This is a genomic window from Bacillus sp. GC_Bacil_1 (assembly GCF_026540675.1).
In the GTDB taxonomy this organism is placed as follows: Bacteria; Bacillota; Bacilli; order Bacillales; family Bacillaceae_G; genus Bacillus_A; species Bacillus_A cereus.
In genome coordinates this window covers 214,036-231,023 of record NZ_JALNUG010000003.1, presented here as the reverse complement: position 1 = coordinate 231,023, position 16,988 = coordinate 214,036, and the positions used below count along the sequence as shown (strand labels likewise).

The window sequence follows — 16,988 nt, the reverse complement described above, 5'->3', positions numbered from 1 at the left end:
TGTGTTCCCTTTTTTAAAATAAAGATGTAAGCAATTGGAGGTTCATTATGAGTAAACCGAAATATAATCGTGTCGTTTTAAAGCTAAGTGGAGAAGCTTTAGCTGGAGAGCAAGGATTTGGAATTAATCCAACTGTTATTAAGTCAGTTGCAGAACAAGTAAAAGAAATTGCAGAACTTGATGTAGAGGTTGCTGTTGTTGTTGGTGGCGGTAACATTTGGCGTGGGAAAATTGGAAGTGAAATGGGCATGGATCGTGCAGGAGCAGATTACATGGGCATGTTAGCTACAGTTATGAATTCATTAGCTCTTCAAGATAGCTTGGAGAATATTGGAATCCAAACTCGTGTACAAACTTCAATTGAGATGCGTCAAGTGGCAGAGCCTTACATTCGCCGTAAAGCAGTTCGTCACTTAGAGAAAAAACGTGTTGTTATCTTTGCAGCAGGTACAGGTAATCCATACTTCTCTACAGATACAACAGCAGCATTACGTGCAGCGGAAATCGAAGCAGACGTTATTTTAATGGCAAAAAATAATGTGGATGGTGTATATAGCGCAGATCCATCTATTGACCCAACAGCTACGAAATACGAAACGCTTACTTACTTAGATGTATTAAAAGAAGGTTTAGGTGTAATGGATTCTACAGCTTCTTCTCTATGTATGGATAATGATATTCCATTAATTGTATTCTCAGTTATGGAAAAAGGTAATATTAAACGTGCCGTTTTAGGCGAAAATATTGGAACAGTTGTAAGGGGGAAATAAATATGGGACAACAAGTATTGAAGTCTTCAAATGAAAAAATGGAAAAAGCAGTTGCTGCTTATTCTCGTGAATTAGCAACAGTTCGCGCTGGTCGTGCAAGCTCGTCTGTATTAGATAAGGTACAAGTTGATTACTATGGTGCACCAACACCAGTTGTGCAATTAGCGAACATTACAGTTCCAGAAGCACGTTTACTTGTAATTCAACCTTATGATAAAACTTCTATCGGTGATATCGAAAAAGCAATTTTAAAAGCAGATTTAGGCTTAAACCCTTCTAATGATGGAACTGTAATTCGTATTGCATTCCCTGCATTAACAGAAGAGCGTCGTCGTGATCTTGTTAAAGTTGTGAAAAAATATGCTGAAGAAGCAAAAGTAGCTGTTCGTAACGTACGTCGTGACGGAAATGATGATCTTAAGAAGCTTGAAAAAGCTGGCGAGATTACAGAAGATGATTTAAGAGGATATACTGAAGATATCCAAAAAGAAACAGATAAATATATTGCAAAAGTTGACGAAATCGCAAAAAACAAAGAAAAAGAAATCATGGAAGTGTAATAGCGATAACTTCGCAAATATGACCCTCTTCTTAAGGGGGTCTTTTTACACTTTTAGGCATACGTCTGCTTGTTGGAGGGTATGAATGATGTTTAAAAACTTTCCTTTTTTTAAAGGTAAAAAGGACACATCGTTTGATCATCTCGTTGAAGAAGTGAAAAAAGGATATATCCCAGAACATATTGCCATCATTATGGATGGGAATGGAAGATGGGCAAAGAGGAGAGCAATGCCTCGTATTGCGGGACATCATGAAGGTATGCAAGTTGTAAAGAAAATTACAAAATTTGCAAGTAAACTTAATGTGAAAGTGTTAACTCTTTATGCTTTTTCAACTGAGAACTGGAAAAGACCGAAAAAGGAAGTTGATTATTTAATGAAGCTTCCAGAAGAATTTCTAGGTACATTTTTACCAGAATTGATTGAAGAAAACGTACAAGTCCGAGTAATAGGGCAAAAAGATCGTCTTCCTACGCATACACGCAGAGCGATGGAGAAAGCCATGGAAGATACGAAAGAGAATACGGGATTAATTCTTAATTTCGCGTTAAACTATGGAAGTCGAGATGAAATCGTTTCTGCTGTGCAATATATGATGAAAGATAATGAGGAAGGAAAAATTCGTTCTGAAGAGGTAAGTGAAGAAATGCTTTCCTCCTACTTAATGACGAGTTCTTTACCCGATCCAGAGTTGTTAATCCGAACAAGCGGAGAGCTACGTATTAGTAATTTCATGTTATGGCAAATTGCATATTCGGAGTTTTGGTTTACAGATGTGTATTGGCCAGACTTCAAAGAAGAACATTTGCTAAATGCGATTACTGACTTTCAACATAGAGGGCGCAGATTCGGAGGCGTGTAGAAAGAGAGGGTTTGGTAGTGAAACAGAGAATTATTACTGGAGTGGTTGCTGCCGCGCTATTCATTCCCATCGTAATATACGGTGGCGTGCCTTTTACGGTTTTAGTGTATGCACTTGCTTCTATAGGTTTATATGAATTAATTCGTATGAATAAGCTTACGCTTATTTCAGTACCGACAGTTTTAGCTGCAGTATTATTGTGGATTCTTTTAATTCCAAGTAGTGCATCAGAACTGTTTACATGGATTGGATTAGGTAAATTGGAAATCACATTTGTGATTGTTTTATTACTTTTATCATATACAGTCCTTTCTAAGAATACATTTACTTTTGATAATGCTTCATTTTTACTAATGGCAACGACATATGTGGCAATGGGATTCTTATATTTAAATGAAACGAGAATATTAGGAATTAAATATGTGTTTTGTGCATTATTTGTTATATGGGCTACTGATTCAGGCGCATATTTCGTAGGAAAAGCATTAGGCAAGAGAAAATTGTGGCCAGAAATTAGTCCAAATAAAACGATTGAAGGTTCATTAGGCGGCATCGTTTGTGGAATTATTGTTGCACTTGTTTACAACGTGTTCTTCCCAGTCGAATCGAATGTAGTAATTTTAATTGTGCTGACAATTATCATTTCTATTTTTGGACAAATTGGTGATTTAGTACAATCTGCTTTTAAACGTCATTATGGCGTAAAGGATTCAGGTACAATTTTACCTGGGCATGGTGGTATATTAGATCGAACAGATAGTTGGTTATTCGTTTTACCAATTCTCTACTTCTTATTACAATACAATTAATAAATGAACGAGGGGTTGGAGTCATGAAAAACATTAGTTTATTAGGTGCAAGCGGATCAATTGGTACACAAACTTTAGATGTATTACGCTCGCACCCAGACCAATTCCGTCTCGTTGCTTTTTCTGTAGGGAAAAATATTGACTACGCAGTAAAGGTAATTCAAGAATTTTCTCCGCAAATCGTCTCTGTGCAAAGAGAGGAAGATGTTTTAAAATTACAAACTGTTTCTGGTAATACAAAAATTGTATATGGTAGTGAAGGACTTTTAGAAGTAGCATTACATCCAGATGCGGAGATTGTAGTAAATGCTGTTGTAGGTAGCGTAGGGTTGTTACCGACACTTCGTGCGATTGAGGCGAAAAAAACAATTGGAATTGCAAATAAAGAAACGTTAGTAACTGCAGGACATCTTGTAATGGAAGCAGCGCGAAAACATAATGTTTCGTTACTTCCAGTAGATAGTGAACATTCGGCTATTTTTCAATGCTTGAATGGTGAAAATGAAAAAAGAATTTCTCGTCTTATTATAACGGCTTCTGGTGGAAGTTTCCGTGATAAAACGAGAGATGAATTGCATCATGTGACCGTAGAAGATGCGCTTCGACATCCAAACTGGTCAATGGGTTCGAAAATTACAATTGATTCTGCTACAATGATGAATAAGGGACTAGAAGTAATTGAAGCACATTGGCTTTTTGGTATCCCTTATGAGCAAATCGATGTTGTTTTACATAAAGAAAGTATTATCCATTCTATGGTTGAATTTGAAGATCGTAGTGTAATGGCGCAGCTTGGTTCACCTGATATGCGAGTACCAATTCAATACGCACTTACATATCCTGATAGATTGCCTCTTTCAGAAACAAAACAGTTAAACTTATGGGAAATAGGGACGTTGCATTTTGAGAAAATGGACCAAGAACGATTCCGTTGTTTACGTTTTGCGTATGAAGCTGGAAAAGCTGGTGGAAGTATGCCAGCTGTAATGAACGCAGCGAATGAAGTAGCTGTTGAAGCTTTTTTACAAAAGAGAATTGGTTTCTTAACAGTGGAAGACCTCATTGAAAAAGCAATGAACCATCACAATGTCATTGCACGTCCGAGCTTAGAGGAAATTCTGGAAATTGATGCAGCCACAAGACGGTTTGTGATGGAACAAATTTAGCAAAGGTGGTTATGGAATTGAATACAGCGATTGCCTTTATATTAATTTTCGGTGCACTCGTATTTTTCCATGAGCTAGGGCATCTATACTTCGCGAAAAGAGCAGGCATTTTATGCCGCGAGTTTGCGATTGGTTTTGGTCCGAAAATATTCTCATTTGAAAAGAATGAAACGGTGTATACGATTCGATTACTGCCTCTGGGTGGCTATGTAAGAATGGCTGGCGAGGATGCAGACACAGTTGAGTTAAAGCCAGGGAAAAAGGTTGGCCTTGTGCTAAATGAAAAAGACGAAGCTGTGAAATTAGTTTTTGATGGATATGAAAAATATCCAAATGTTCGTGTTATTGAAGTCGAACAAGCTGATTTAGAGCATAATCTAACGATTTCAGGCTATGAAGAGTATGAGGAAGAGCTTCAAACATTCCGAGTGAATGAAAAGGCTCGCATCATTACTGCTGGAGAAGAAATTCAAATTGCTCCATATAACAGGCAATTTGGCTCTAAAAAATTGGGTCAACGCGCTTTAACAATCTTTGCGGGTCCTGCAATGAACTTCATTTTAGCATTTGTTATTTTTGTGATTCTTGGATTTGTACAAGGGGTTCCTATTGACAAACCAATGGTCGGAAAAGTGATGGATAATAGTGCAGCACAGCAAGCTGGCCTGAAAGAGAATGATACAATTCAAGCGATTGATGGGAAAAACACAAGTACATGGAAAGATGTTGTTACTATTGTACGTGAAAACCCGAATAAAGAAATTACGTTACAAGTAAAGCGTGATAATGAACAGTTTAATGTGAAAGTAACGCCAACACTTGATAAAGAAGGAAAAGACGAAGTTGGTAGAATTGGTGTTTATTCTCCTGTAGAGAAAACAGTAATGGGTTCTATTAAATCAGGATTTGAACAAACGTACCAATGGACAAAACTAATTTTTGAATCTCTTGTGAAATTAGTAACTGGTCAATTTTCTATTAATGAGTTGTCAGGTCCAGTAGGAATTTATAATCTAACAGATCAAGTTGTAGATTATGGATTTACGCGTGTACTAAGTTTAGCGGCAGTTCTAAGCATTAATCTTGGTTTATTTAATTTATTACCAGTTCCTGCTTTAGATGGTGGCCGTTTATTCTTCTTCTTAATTGAAGCGTTACGAGGGAAACCAATTGACCGTCAAAAAGAAGGAATGGTTCATTTTATTGGTTTTGCATTATTAATGTTATTAATGTTAGTTGTAACATGGAATGACATTCGTAAGTTTTTCTTGTAAAATAGAATGAAACTAATAATGAAATAGAGCTCGTAGAATAAAATCCCTCACCTAATTCGAGGTGAGGGGTTTTACTGCGTGTAAGAGTAAAATGAAGAGGTGCAAATAAATGAAACAAAGTATGGTATTCAGTCCTACATTACGTGAAGTTCCAGCTGATGCTGAAATTAAGAGTCATCAATTATTACTTCGCGCAGGTTTTATGCGTCAAAATGCTTCTGGTATTTATAGTTTTCTACCATTTGGATTAAAAGTATTACACAAAGTAGAACGTATCGTTCGAGAAGAAATGGAGCGTGCAGGAGCTGTAGAATTATTAATGCCAGCTATGCAAGCTGCAGAATTATGGCAAGAATCAGGTCGTTGGTATTCATACGGATCTGAATTAATGCGTATGAAAGATCGTAACGCTCGTGAATTCGCATTAGGAGCGACACATGAGGAAGTAATTACGGATCTTGTGCGTGATGAAGTGAAATCATATAAAAAATTACCGTTAACATTATACCAAATTCAAACAAAATTCCGTGATGAGCAAAGACCTCGTTTCGGTTTATTACGTGGAAGAGAGTTTCTAATGAAAGATGCATACTCTTTCCATGCTACACAAGAGAGCTTAGATGAAGTATACGATCGCTTATATAAAGCATACTCTAACATTTTTGCTCGTTGTGGCTTGAATTTCCGTGCAGTTATTGCTGATTCTGGAGCAATGGGCGGAAAAGATACACATGAATTTATGGTATTATCTGATGTTGGTGAAGATACAATTGCATACTCTGACACATCTGATTATGCAGCAAACATCGAAATGGCTCCTGTTGTAGATACGTATACGAAGAGTGACGAAGCAGAAAAAGCTCTTGAAAAAGTAGCAACACCAGACCAAAAAGCAATTGAAGAAGTATCTGCATTCTTAAACATTGCAGCTGACAAGTGCATTAAGTCTATGGTATTTAAAGTAGATGAGAAATTAGTAGTTGTACTTGTTCGTGGTGATCACGAAGTAAACGATGTGAAAGTGAAAAATGTATACGGCGCTTCGGTTGTTGAGCTTGCTTCTCATGAAGAAGTAAAAGAATTATTAAATTGTGGAATTGGTTCATTAGGGCCGATTGGTGTAACAGGTGATATTGAAATTATTGCTGATCACGCTGTAGCATCAATTGTTAACGGATGTTCAGGAGCGAACGAAGAAGGATTCCATTATGTAAATGTAAATCCAGAACGTGACTTTAAAGTAAGTCAATATACAGATTTACGCTTCATTCAAGAAGGAGACCAATCTCCAGATGGAAACGGAACAATTCTTTTCGCACGCGGAATTGAAGTTGGTCATGTATTCAAATTAGGAACTCGTTATAGTGAAGCAATGAACGCGACATTCCTAGATGAAAACGGAAAAACACAACCACTTATTATGGGTTGTTACGGTATCGGTGTATCTCGTACAGTGGCAGCAATTGCAGAGCAGTTTAACGATGAGAACGGCTTAGTTTGGCCAAAAGCTGTAGCACCATTCCATGTGCATGTAATTCCAGTAAATATGAAATCTGATGCACAACGTGAAATGGGTGAAAATATCTACAACTCATTACAAGAACAAGGCTATGAAGTGTTATTAGACGATCGTGCAGAACGTGCAGGTGTTAAGTTTGCAGATGCAGATTTATTCGGTCTTCCAGTTCGCGTTACAGTTGGTAAAAAAGCAGACGAAGGTATTGTAGAAGTGAAAGTACGTGCTACAGGTGAGTCTGAAGAAGTAAAAGTAGAAGAACTTCAAACATATATTGCAAATATTTTAAAATAAGAAGAGGTACCTCGTAATGGGGTACCTTCTCTTTCTTTGTAAACGTATTTTGTAAAAGAAGAAGGAAGAAATCTTTCTTTGTAGTACGTTTCAATTTATAATAGCAAATGGAAGGAGAGTGCTTATGTCTTTAACAAATGAACAACAAGAGCGATTTCAAATTTTGCTCCAGCAGTTGCAAATACCAGACGACCTTATAAATCAATATTTACAAGGCGGTGGTATTGAAAGGCTCGTTATTGATAAAGCGAATAAAAGTTGGCATTTTGATTTACAAGTGCCACGTATTTTGCCTATAGAATTATATGAATTGCTAGAAACAAAGCTTAAGCAATCATTTTCTCATATTGCAAGAACAACATTTGCATTAGAAACAGAGAATAAACAATTTACAGAAGAAGAAGTAAGGGCGTATTGGCCACTTTGTACGGAACGAATTACATTTTCACCCATGTTCGCGTACTTAAAGAAGCAACTTCCGCAGGTGAATGGAGTGAAGTTGTTAATAAATGTAAATAATGAGCTGGAGTCTACTGCTTTAAAGAAAAACGTTGCGAAACCAGTGGGGGATCAATACGAAGCTTTTGGATTCCCGCGTTTCCAGTTAGACACACATATACAGCAAAATGCAGAAGAAATGCAAAAGTTTCGTGAGCAAACGCAGCAAGAAGACCGCGAGCGTGTTATACAAGCTATGGAAGAAATGGCGAAGAAGCAAGCTGAAGAAAGCAGCGTTGTGCATGAAGGACCGATTACACTCGGGTATCTTATTAAGCCGGATGAAGAGATTACACCGATGCGAGAAATTCAAGATGAAGAAAGAAGAAAAACGGTTCAAGGATATGTCTTCCATGTAGAAACAAAAGAGCTTCGTAGTGGGCGTACGTTATTAACTTTAAAAATAACGGATTATACGGATTCTATTATGATCAAAATGTTCTCGCGTGACAAAGAAGATATTCCAATGCTGCAATCCTTGAAAAAAGGAATGTGGGTGAAAGCGCGTGGTTCTGTTCAAAACGATACATTCGTTCGAGATTTAGTAATGATTGCAAATGATATTAATGAAATAACAGGGCCGTCTCGTAAAGATAAAGCGCCAGAAGGCGAAAAGCGTGTAGAACTTCATCTTCACACTCCGATGAGCCAAATGGATGCTGTTACTCCTGTTTCTAGGCTTGTTGCCCAAGCTGGTAAATGGGGACATGAAGCTATTGCGGTTACAGACCATGCTGTGGCTCAGTCGTTCCCGGAGGCATATTCTGCGGGGAAAAAAGCTGGAGTTAAAGTTATATACGGTGTAGAAGCGAATTTAGTTAATGATGGTGTACCGATAGCGTATAACGAGGCGCATCGTTTACTTGCAGAGGAAACGTATGTTGTTTTCGACGTTGAGACGACAGGTTTATCAGCTGTATACGACACAGTCATTGAGTTGGCTGCCGTAAAAGTAAAGGGTGGCGAAATCATTGATCGCTTTGAATCTTTCGCAAATCCACATCAACCATTATCAGCGACGATTATTGAATTAACAGGTATTACAGATGATATGTTAACTGATGCACCAGAAGTGGACGAAGTGTTTAAAAAGTTTGAGAAATGGATGGGGGACCATACACTTGTTGCCCATAATGCAAGCTTTGATATGGGCTTTATTAACGTAGGTTTTAAAAAGGCTGGGTTAGAAAAAACGAATAACCCCGTTATTGATACGTTAGAACTTGCACGATTCTTATTCCCAGAAATGAAAAATCATCGATTAAATACGATGTGCAAAAAACTTGATATTGAATTAACGCAACATCACCGTGCGATTTATGATACAGAAGCGACGGGATATTTACTTGTGAAAATGTTGAAAGATGTAATTGAAAAGGGATTTGAATATCACGATCAATTAAATGATAGCATGGGACAAGGGGATGCGTATAAGCGTGGCCGTCCAAGTCATATGACGTTACTTGCCACATCAGATGTTGGGTTGAAAAATTTATATAAACTTGTTTCATATTCTCACCTTAATTACTTTTACCGTGTACCACGAGTACCGAGGTCACTATTAAAAAAATACCGTGAAGGAATTTTAGTAGGAACGGCTTGTGATAAAGGTGAAGTATTTGAGGCAATGATGCAAAAAGCTCCTGAAGAGGTAGAAGAAATTGCACAGTTCTATGATTACATTGAAGTAATGCCTCCAGAGGTGTTGCGTCATTTAGTAGAGCGTGAACTCGTTCGAGATGAAGGACAATTAAAAACAATTATCTCTAACTTAGTAAAACTAGGTGAGACGTTAGATAAACCAGTTGTCGCTACAGGGAACGTGCATTACTTAGATCCAGAAGATGCAATGTATCGTAAAATTTTAGTTAGTTCACAGGGCGGGGCAAATCCGTTAAATCGACATTCATTACCGCCAGTACATTTCCGTACAACTGATGAAATGCTAGAGTGTTTTTCATTTTTAGGTGAGGACAAAGCGAAAGAAGTTGTTGTAACGAATACACAAAAAGTTGCGTCATTAATTGGTGATGTTCGTCCGGTAAAAGATGATCTATATACACCGAAAATTGAGGGTGCCGATGATGAAACACGTGATATGAGTTATAAAATGGCACGCAGTATATATGGTGAAGAACTACCAGAAATTGTAGAGGCTCGCTTAGAAAAAGAATTGAAAAGTATTATTGGACATGGATTTGCCGTTATTTATTTAATCTCACATAAGCTTGTGAAAAAATCGTTAGTCGACGGATATCTAGTAGGTTCGCGTGGTTCAGTAGGTTCATCGTTCGTTGCAACGATGATGGAAATTACAGAAGTAAACCCATTACCACCACACTATGTCTGTCCAAAATGCAAGCAATCTGAATTCTTTAATGATGGTTCGGTAGGCTCTGGTTTCGACTTACCAGATAAAGATTGTCCGACATGTAATGTGGCATATGTAAAAGATGGACATGATATCCCATTCGAAACGTTCCTTGGATTCAAAGGAGATAAGGTACCCGATATCGATTTGAACTTCTCCGGGGAATACCAACCACGTGCCCATAACTATACGAAAGTACTGTTCGGTGAAGATTATGTATACCGTGCTGGAACGATTGGTACAGTTGCGGAAAAAACAGCTTATGGATATGTAAAAGGTTATGCAAATGATCACAATTTAACAATTCGGAATGCAGAGATTGACCGCTTAGTAGCGGGATGTACAGGGGTAAAACGTACAACTGGACAGCATCCAGGTGGTATTATCGTTGTGCCAGATTACATGGATATCTTTGATTTCTCCCCAATACAGTTTCCTGCTGATTCAATTGGTGCTGAGTGGAGAACAACGCATTTTGACTTCCACTCGATTCATGATAATTTATTGAAACTTGATATACTAGGACACGATGATCCGACCGTTATTCGTATGTTACAAGATTTAAGTGGTATTGATCCGAAAACAATCCCGACGGATGATCCAGAGGTAATGAAAATTTTCTCTGGTCCAGAAACGTTAGGGGTAACGGAAGAACAAATTAACTGTAAAACAGGTACACTTGGTATCCCAGAATTCGGTACGAAATTCGTAAGACAGATGTTAGAAGAGACAAAACCAACGACATTCTCAGAATTGGTCCAAATTTCTGGGCTGTCACATGGTACTGACGTATGGCTGGGTAATGCAAATGAGTTAATTTATAACGGTACATGTACGCTGAGTGAAGTTATCGGTTGTCGTGATGACATCATGGTATATTTAATCTATCAAGGTTTAGATCCATCATTAGCCTTCAAAATCATGGAGTCGGTTCGTAAAGGTAAAGGTGTACCGGAAGAATGGGAAGATGACATGAAAGGTAATAATGTACCAGGTTGGTATATTGATTCATGTAAGAAGATTAAATATATGTTCCCTAAAGCCCATGCGGCTGCTTACGTACTTATGGCTGTGCGTATCGCATACTTTAAAGTACATTTTGCACTTTTATTCTATGCGGCATATTTTACAGTCCGTGCAGATGATTTTGATGTAGAGGCGATGGCGAAAGGTTCAGCATCCATACGTGTGAAAATTGATGAAATAGCTCAAAAAGGATTGGATGCAGCGCCGAAAGAGAAAAGTTTATTAACGGTACTAGAAATGACGCTTGAAATGTGCGAGCGTGGATACTCATTCCAAAAGGTTGATTTATACCGTTCGCATGCAACGGAATTTATTATTGATGGAGACTCATTAATCCCTCCGTTTAATGCAGTGCCTGGTCTTGGTACGAACGCAGCCTTAAGTATTGTGGAAGCGCGCAAAAATGGAGACTTCTTATCAAAAGAAGACTTACAGCAACGAAGTAAGGTTTCGAAAACAATTATTGAGTATTTAGATAGCCAAGGTTGTTTAGGAGATTTGCCGGATCAAAACCAATTATCACTGTTCTAATAGGTAGGAAAAGTCTTTGCAAATCAATATTTGCTATGGTATACTATAAACCGAGATAACCATGTCATGTATATTTTGTGAAAAAGAGAGTGGGGAAACCCACTCTTTCGTGTTACTATCTACATTTTATTCATGTAGATAGTAAAGACATTTCTGTCGTATATACATATTTTGTTACAAGTTTTACTTCTTAAATTTGGTAATACTAAGACAGATATTCCCTGCTTAACGGCAGGGGCTTTTGTTAGCTAACGAGAAAGAATAAGATAGACCGTCTTTATGAACGGGATCTTTTCTTGTAAATGGTACATGGCGGCAGGAAGGAGGCTGTTTATGGATAAGAAAGTCACAGAAGTTGTAGAAGCATTTGCGCAGCCAATCGTTGAAGAGTTAAATCTTGAACTTGTAGATGTAGAGTATGTGAAAGAAGGACAAGACTGGTTCTTACGCGTATTCATCGATTCTGAAAAGGGAGTCGACATTGAAGAATGCGGTGCGGTAAGTGAACGTTTAAGCGAAGCTTTAGATAAAGAGGATCCAATTCCTCACCTTTACTTTTTGGATGTATCATCTCCTGGAGCAGAACGCCCATTAAAGAAAGAGAAAGACTTCCAGCAAGCGGTAGGAAAACAAGTGGCAATTAAAACATATGAGCCGATTGATGGCGAAAAGATGTTTGAAGGAAAGTTACTTTCCTACGACGGTACTACAATTACACTACTATTAACAATTAAAACACGTAAAAAAGAAATCCAAATTCCAATGGATAAAGTTGCAAATGCGCGACTTGCTGTTACGTTTTAGTAAGAAGGGGGATCTTCATGAGCACTGAGTTGTTAGATGCTTTGCTCGTATTAGAGTCAGAAAAAGGTATTAGTAAAGATATTATTATTGATGCGATTGAAGCAGCGTTAATCTCTGCTTATAAACGCAATTTTAACCAAGCACAAAACGTTCGTGTGAGCTTTAACCCAGAAGTGGGAACAATTCAAGTTTTAGCACGTAAGGACGTTGTTGATAATGTGTTTGATCCACGTCTTGAAATCTCTGTAGAAGAGGCAAGACAAATTAATCCAAACTACCAAGATGGCGACGTACTAGAAATTGAAGTAACGCCAAAAGATTTTGGTCGTATTGCAGCGCAAACTGCAAAACAAGTTGTAACACAACGAGTTCGTGAAGCAGAACGTGGTGTTATTTACTCAGAATTTAGTGATCGTGAAGAAGACATTATGGTTGGTATTGTACAACGCCAAGATGCTCGTTTCATCTACGTAAGCTTAGGTAAAGTAGAAGCTTTATTACCTGTAAGTGAGCAAATGCCAAATGAGCAATATAAGCCACATGATCGTATTCGCGTATTTATTACAAAAGTAGAAAAGACAACAAAAGGACCACAAATTTACGTATCACGTACACATCCTGGTCTTTTAAAACGTTTATTCGAAATGGAAGTTCCAGAAATTTATGATGGAACTGTAGAAATTCGCTCTGTAGCGCGCGAAGCAGGAGATCGTTCTAAAATCTCTGTGCATGCAGAAAACATTGATGTTGATCCAGTTGGTTCTTGCGTAGGACCGAAAGGACAACGTGTACAACGTGTTGTAGATGAACTAAAAGGTGAAAAGATTGACATCGTTCGCTGGTCAAATGATCCAGTTGAATATGTTGCAAATGCTTTAAGCCCATCACAAGTTGTTAAAGTACTTGTAGATGAAGATGAAAAAGCAACAACTGTTGTTGTTCCAGACCACCAGCTATCATTAGCTATCGGTAAGCGTGGACAAAATGCGCGTCTTGCAGCTAAATTAACAGGCTGGAAAATTGATATTAAAAGTGAGTCTGATGCGAAACAACTTGGAATTGTAACAGAAGAAGATAGCGTAATCGCATTCGGATTCGATTCAGTTGAAGACGAAATCGAATAGAGGTGATGAGTATGAGCAATCGAAAAGTTCCGTTACGAAAATGTATCGCGACGCAAGAGATGAAATCAAAACGAGAGCTCGTTCGCATTGTTCGTTCCAAAGAGGGCGAAGTGTCTATTGATTTATCTGGAAAAAAATCAGGACGAGGTGCATATTTGTCAAAAGATAAAGAATGCATTATGCAAGCCCAAAAGAAAAACATTTTGGAACATCATCTAAAAGCGAAAATCGACAGTTCTCTGTACGAAGAGCTTCTTGAGCTTGTTGAGAAGGAGTCGAAATAAGTGTCCGATTGGAAATCGTTTTTAGGACTAGCAAATCGCGCTCGAAAAATCATTTCGGGTGAAGAACTCGTTTTAAAAGAAGTACGAAGTGGTAAAGCAAAGCTCGTATTGCTTTCTGAAGATGCGTCAGCGAACACTACTAAACGTATCACTGATAAAACGACGTACTACAACGTACCAATGAAAAAAGTCGAAAATCGACAACAATTAGGGCATGCGATTGGGAGAGACGAGCGAGTCGTTGTAGCTGTGTTAGATGAAGGCTTTGCGAAAAAGCTACGTAGCATGCTCGATACAAATTACCGGGGGTGAAGGTATGAGTAAAATTCGAGTACATGAATATGCAAAAAAAAATAATATCTCAAGTAAAGATCTTATGACAAAACTTAAAGAGATGAATATCGAGGTTTCGAATCATATGACAATGTTAGAAGATGAAGTAGTAAATAAATTAGATAATGAATATAACACTGGAGCGGAAAAACCTTCTGTTGCAGATGAGTTTGAAGTAGAAGAGAAAGTTGTTCGCAGTAAAAAGAACAGCAATAAGAAAAAGAAAAAAGGCAAAGGAAATGAAGACAAACGTCAAGATAACTTTGCTGGAAGACAACAAACGCAAATAGTAGAAACACCAGATAAAATTACTTTCTCTGGAAGCCTTACAGTAGGTGAACTTGCTAAAAAGTTAAGTAAAGAGCCATCTGAAATTATTAAAAAGCTCTTCATGCTTGGAATTATGGCAACAATTAACCAAGACTTGGATAAAGATACAATTGAGTTAATCGCTACTGATTACGGTATTGAAGTAGAAGAAGAAGTAGTTGTAAGTGAAACTGAGTTTGAAACATTCATTGATGAGCAAGATGATGAAGAAAACTTAAAAGAGCGTCCAGCTGTTGTTACGATTATGGGGCACGTTGACCATGGTAAAACAACATTACTTGACTCAATTCGTAATTCAAAAGTAACTGCTGGCGAAGCGGGTGGAATTACTCAGCATATTGGTGCATACCAAGTTGAAGTAAATGATAAGAAAATTACATTCTTAGATACGCCTGGTCACGCGGCATTTACAACGATGCGTGCTCGTGGTGCGCAAGTAACTGATATTACAATCCTTGTTGTTGCAGCTGATGACGGTGTTATGCCTCAAACAGTTGAAGCGATTAGCCATGCAAAAGCAGCTGGAGTACCAATTATTGTTGCTGTGAATAAAATGGATAAACCAGCGGCGAATCCTGATCGTGTAATGCAAGAATTAACAGAATATGAATTAGTTCCAGAAGCTTGGGGCGGAGATACAATTTTCGTACCAATTTCTGCAATCCAAGGCGAGGGAATTGACAACTTGCTAGAGATGATTCTTCTTGTAAGTGAAGTAGAAGAATATAAAGCAAACCCAAATCGTTATGCAACGGGTACTGTAATTGAAGCACAGCTTGATAAAGGTAAAGGAACTATCGCGACATTATTAGTTCAAAACGGTACACTTCGAGTTGGAGATCCAATCGTTGTTGGAACTTCATTCGGGCGTGTTCGTGCAATGGTAAGTGATATTGGTCGTCGTGTAAAAGTTGCTGGTCCATCAACTCCTGTTGAAATTACAGGTTTAAATGAAGTACCACAAGCTGGAGATCGTTTCATGGCATTCGCTGATGAGAAGAAAGCTCGTCAAATCGGTGAATCACGTGCACAAGAAGCGTTAGTTGCACAACGTGGTGAGAAATCTAAATTAAGCCTTGAAGATTTATTCCAACAAATCCAAGAGAGCGATGTAAAAGAAATCAACTTAATCGTAAAAGCAGACGTACAAGGTTCTGTTGAAGCGATGGCAGCGTCACTTCGTAAAATTGATGTTGAAGGCGTAAAAGTTAAAATCATTCACACTGGTGTAGGTGCGATTACAGAATCTGATATCATTTTAGCTTCTGCATCTAATGCAATTGTAATTGGATTTAACGTACGTCCGGATGTGAACGCGAAGCGTACAGCTGAATTAGAGAACGTTGATGTTCGCTTACACCGCATTATCTACAAAGTAATCGAAGAAATTGAATTAGCAATGCAAGGTATGCTGGATCCAGAATTCGAAGAAAAAGTAATCGGTCAAGCGGAAGTTCGTCAAACATTCAAGGTAACAAAAGTTGGAACAATCGCAGGTTGTTACGTAATTGACGGTAAAATTACACGCGATAGTGGCGTTCGTATTATCCGCGATGGTATCGTAATTTTCGAAGGACAACTTGATACGTTAAAACGTTTCAAAGACGACGTAAAAGAAGTTGCACAAAACTATGAGTGTGGTATTACAATTGAAAGATATAATGACCTTAAAGAAGGGGACATCATTGAAGCATACGTTATGGAAGAAGTGAAGCGATGATTGTCGCTTCACTCTCATTCGAGTGTATGATTTACGATGTGCATTCTTTAAAAGAGAAACGGGCAATTTTGCAACGAGTGCTAACTCGTGTGAAACAGCGCTATAATGTAGCTGTTTCTGAAGTTGGGCATCAAGATGTATGGCAACGTACAGAAATTGCGGTTGTTTCCGTATCCTCAAATCGTGTTATCTGTGAAAAAGAAATGAATCGTGTACTGGAGTACATCGATTCATTTCCTGAAATTGAACGTACGATAACACAATTGGAATGGTATTGAATGAGGTGAAGAGTTATGAAATTACGTGCAAACCGTGTAGGCGAGCAAATGAAAAAAGAATTAGGCGACATCATTAGTCGTAAAATTAAAGACCCACGTATCGGATTTGTTACAGTAACAGATGTACAAGTGAGTGGTGATTTGCAAATTGCCAAAGTATATATTTCTGTTTTAGGTGACGAAGAACAGAAAGAAAATACGTTAAAAGGTTTAGCGAAGGCAAAAGGCTTTATTCGTTCAGAAATTGGCCAACGTATTCGTCTTCGTAAAACACCGGAAATTACCTTTGAGTTTGATGAGTCTATCGGATATGGTCATCGAATTGATACACTTTTACATGAAATTAATAAAGACGGTAAACGTGAAGAATAATGGATAGACATTTGTCTATCCATTTTTTCAATGCAAAATAAGTTTTGGATATTTACTACGAAAGAA

General features: G+C 37.9%; 15 protein-coding genes. All 15 read left to right on the top strand.

The features are described 5' to 3' along the window. Positions 1-47 precede the first annotated feature (47 nt). The 15 genes from pyrH (at position 48) to rbfA (ending at position 16,922) form a co-directional block, all read left to right on the top strand. On the top strand, positions 48-770 hold the full coding sequence (gene pyrH / locus OXT04_RS06520) for a UMP kinase (RefSeq protein WP_000042669.1): 723 nt from the start codon (positions 48-50) through the stop codon (positions 768-770). A gap of 2 nt (positions 771-772) precedes the next feature. After that, positions 773-1,330 (top strand): ribosome recycling factor, encoded by a 558-nt coding sequence (gene frr, locus OXT04_RS06515; RefSeq protein ID WP_000531505.1) that lies wholly within the window; start codon positions 773-775, stop codon positions 1,328-1,330. 85 nt (positions 1,331-1,415) lie between these two features. Then, the gene (uppS, locus tag OXT04_RS06510; protein WP_000971297.1) at positions 1,416-2,192 is read left to right on the top strand and encodes an undecaprenyl pyrophosphate synthase; all 777 of its coding nucleotides are present in this window, start codon (positions 1,416-1,418) and stop codon (positions 2,190-2,192) included. Positions 2,193-2,209: 17 nt separating this feature from the next. Beyond that, the gene (gene cdsA, locus OXT04_RS06505; RefSeq protein ID WP_000813592.1) at positions 2,210-3,001 is read left to right on the top strand and encodes a phosphatidate cytidylyltransferase; all 792 of its coding nucleotides are present in this window, start codon (positions 2,210-2,212) and stop codon (positions 2,999-3,001) included. Positions 3,002-3,024: 23 nt separating this feature from the next. Further along, positions 3,025-4,167 carry a 1-deoxy-D-xylulose-5-phosphate reductoisomerase gene (gene dxr, locus OXT04_RS06500; RefSeq protein WP_000790380.1) on the top strand — a complete coding sequence of 381 codons (1,143 nt, stop codon included), beginning with the start codon at positions 3,025-3,027 and terminating at the stop codon, positions 4,165-4,167. A 17-nt stretch (positions 4,168-4,184) separates the two neighbouring features. Continuing rightward, positions 4,185-5,441, top strand: coding sequence for an RIP metalloprotease RseP (rseP, locus tag OXT04_RS06495; RefSeq protein ID WP_001090233.1), 1,257 nt, complete (start codon positions 4,185-4,187; stop codon positions 5,439-5,441). 109 nt (positions 5,442-5,550) lie between these two features. After that, complete coding sequence (locus OXT04_RS06490; protein WP_000814317.1) at positions 5,551-7,251, top strand: proline--tRNA ligase; 1,701 nt, start codon at positions 5,551-5,553, stop codon at positions 7,249-7,251. 124 nt (positions 7,252-7,375) lie between these two features. Next, positions 7,376-11,677, top strand: a complete 4,302-nt coding sequence (locus tag OXT04_RS06485) for a PolC-type DNA polymerase III (RefSeq protein WP_000059994.1) — start codon at positions 7,376-7,378, stop codon at positions 11,675-11,677. A gap of 333 nt (positions 11,678-12,010) precedes the next feature. After that, positions 12,011-12,481, top strand: coding sequence for a ribosome maturation factor RimP (rimP, locus tag OXT04_RS06480; RefSeq protein ID WP_000359095.1), 471 nt, complete (start codon positions 12,011-12,013; stop codon positions 12,479-12,481). A gap of 17 nt (positions 12,482-12,498) precedes the next feature. After that, positions 12,499-13,605, top strand: coding sequence for a transcription termination factor NusA (nusA, locus tag OXT04_RS06475; RefSeq protein ID WP_000102598.1), 1,107 nt, complete (start codon positions 12,499-12,501; stop codon positions 13,603-13,605). A gap of 11 nt (positions 13,606-13,616) precedes the next feature. After that, positions 13,617-13,889, top strand: a complete 273-nt coding sequence (rnpM, locus tag OXT04_RS06470; protein ID WP_000071125.1) for an RNase P modulator RnpM — start codon at positions 13,617-13,619, stop codon at positions 13,887-13,889. Further along, positions 13,890-14,201 carry a YlxQ family RNA-binding protein gene (locus OXT04_RS06465; RefSeq protein WP_001286522.1) on the top strand — a complete coding sequence of 104 codons (312 nt, stop codon included), beginning with the start codon at positions 13,890-13,892 and terminating at the stop codon, positions 14,199-14,201. 4 nt (positions 14,202-14,205) lie between these two features. After that, positions 14,206-16,272: a translation initiation factor IF-2 gene (gene infB / locus OXT04_RS06460; RefSeq protein WP_000036347.1), complete on the top strand. Its 2,067-nt coding sequence runs from the start codon at positions 14,206-14,208 to the stop codon at positions 16,270-16,272. Beyond that, positions 16,269-16,550, top strand: a complete 282-nt coding sequence (locus OXT04_RS06455; protein ID WP_000634350.1) for a DUF503 domain-containing protein — start codon at positions 16,269-16,271, stop codon at positions 16,548-16,550. The genes infB and OXT04_RS06455 overlap by 4 nt, the downstream gene beginning before the upstream one ends. A gap of 15 nt (positions 16,551-16,565) precedes the next feature. Further along, positions 16,566-16,922, top strand: a complete 357-nt coding sequence (gene rbfA / locus OXT04_RS06450) for a 30S ribosome-binding factor RbfA (protein ID WP_000776437.1) — start codon at positions 16,566-16,568, stop codon at positions 16,920-16,922. Positions 16,923-16,988 lie beyond the last annotated feature (66 nt).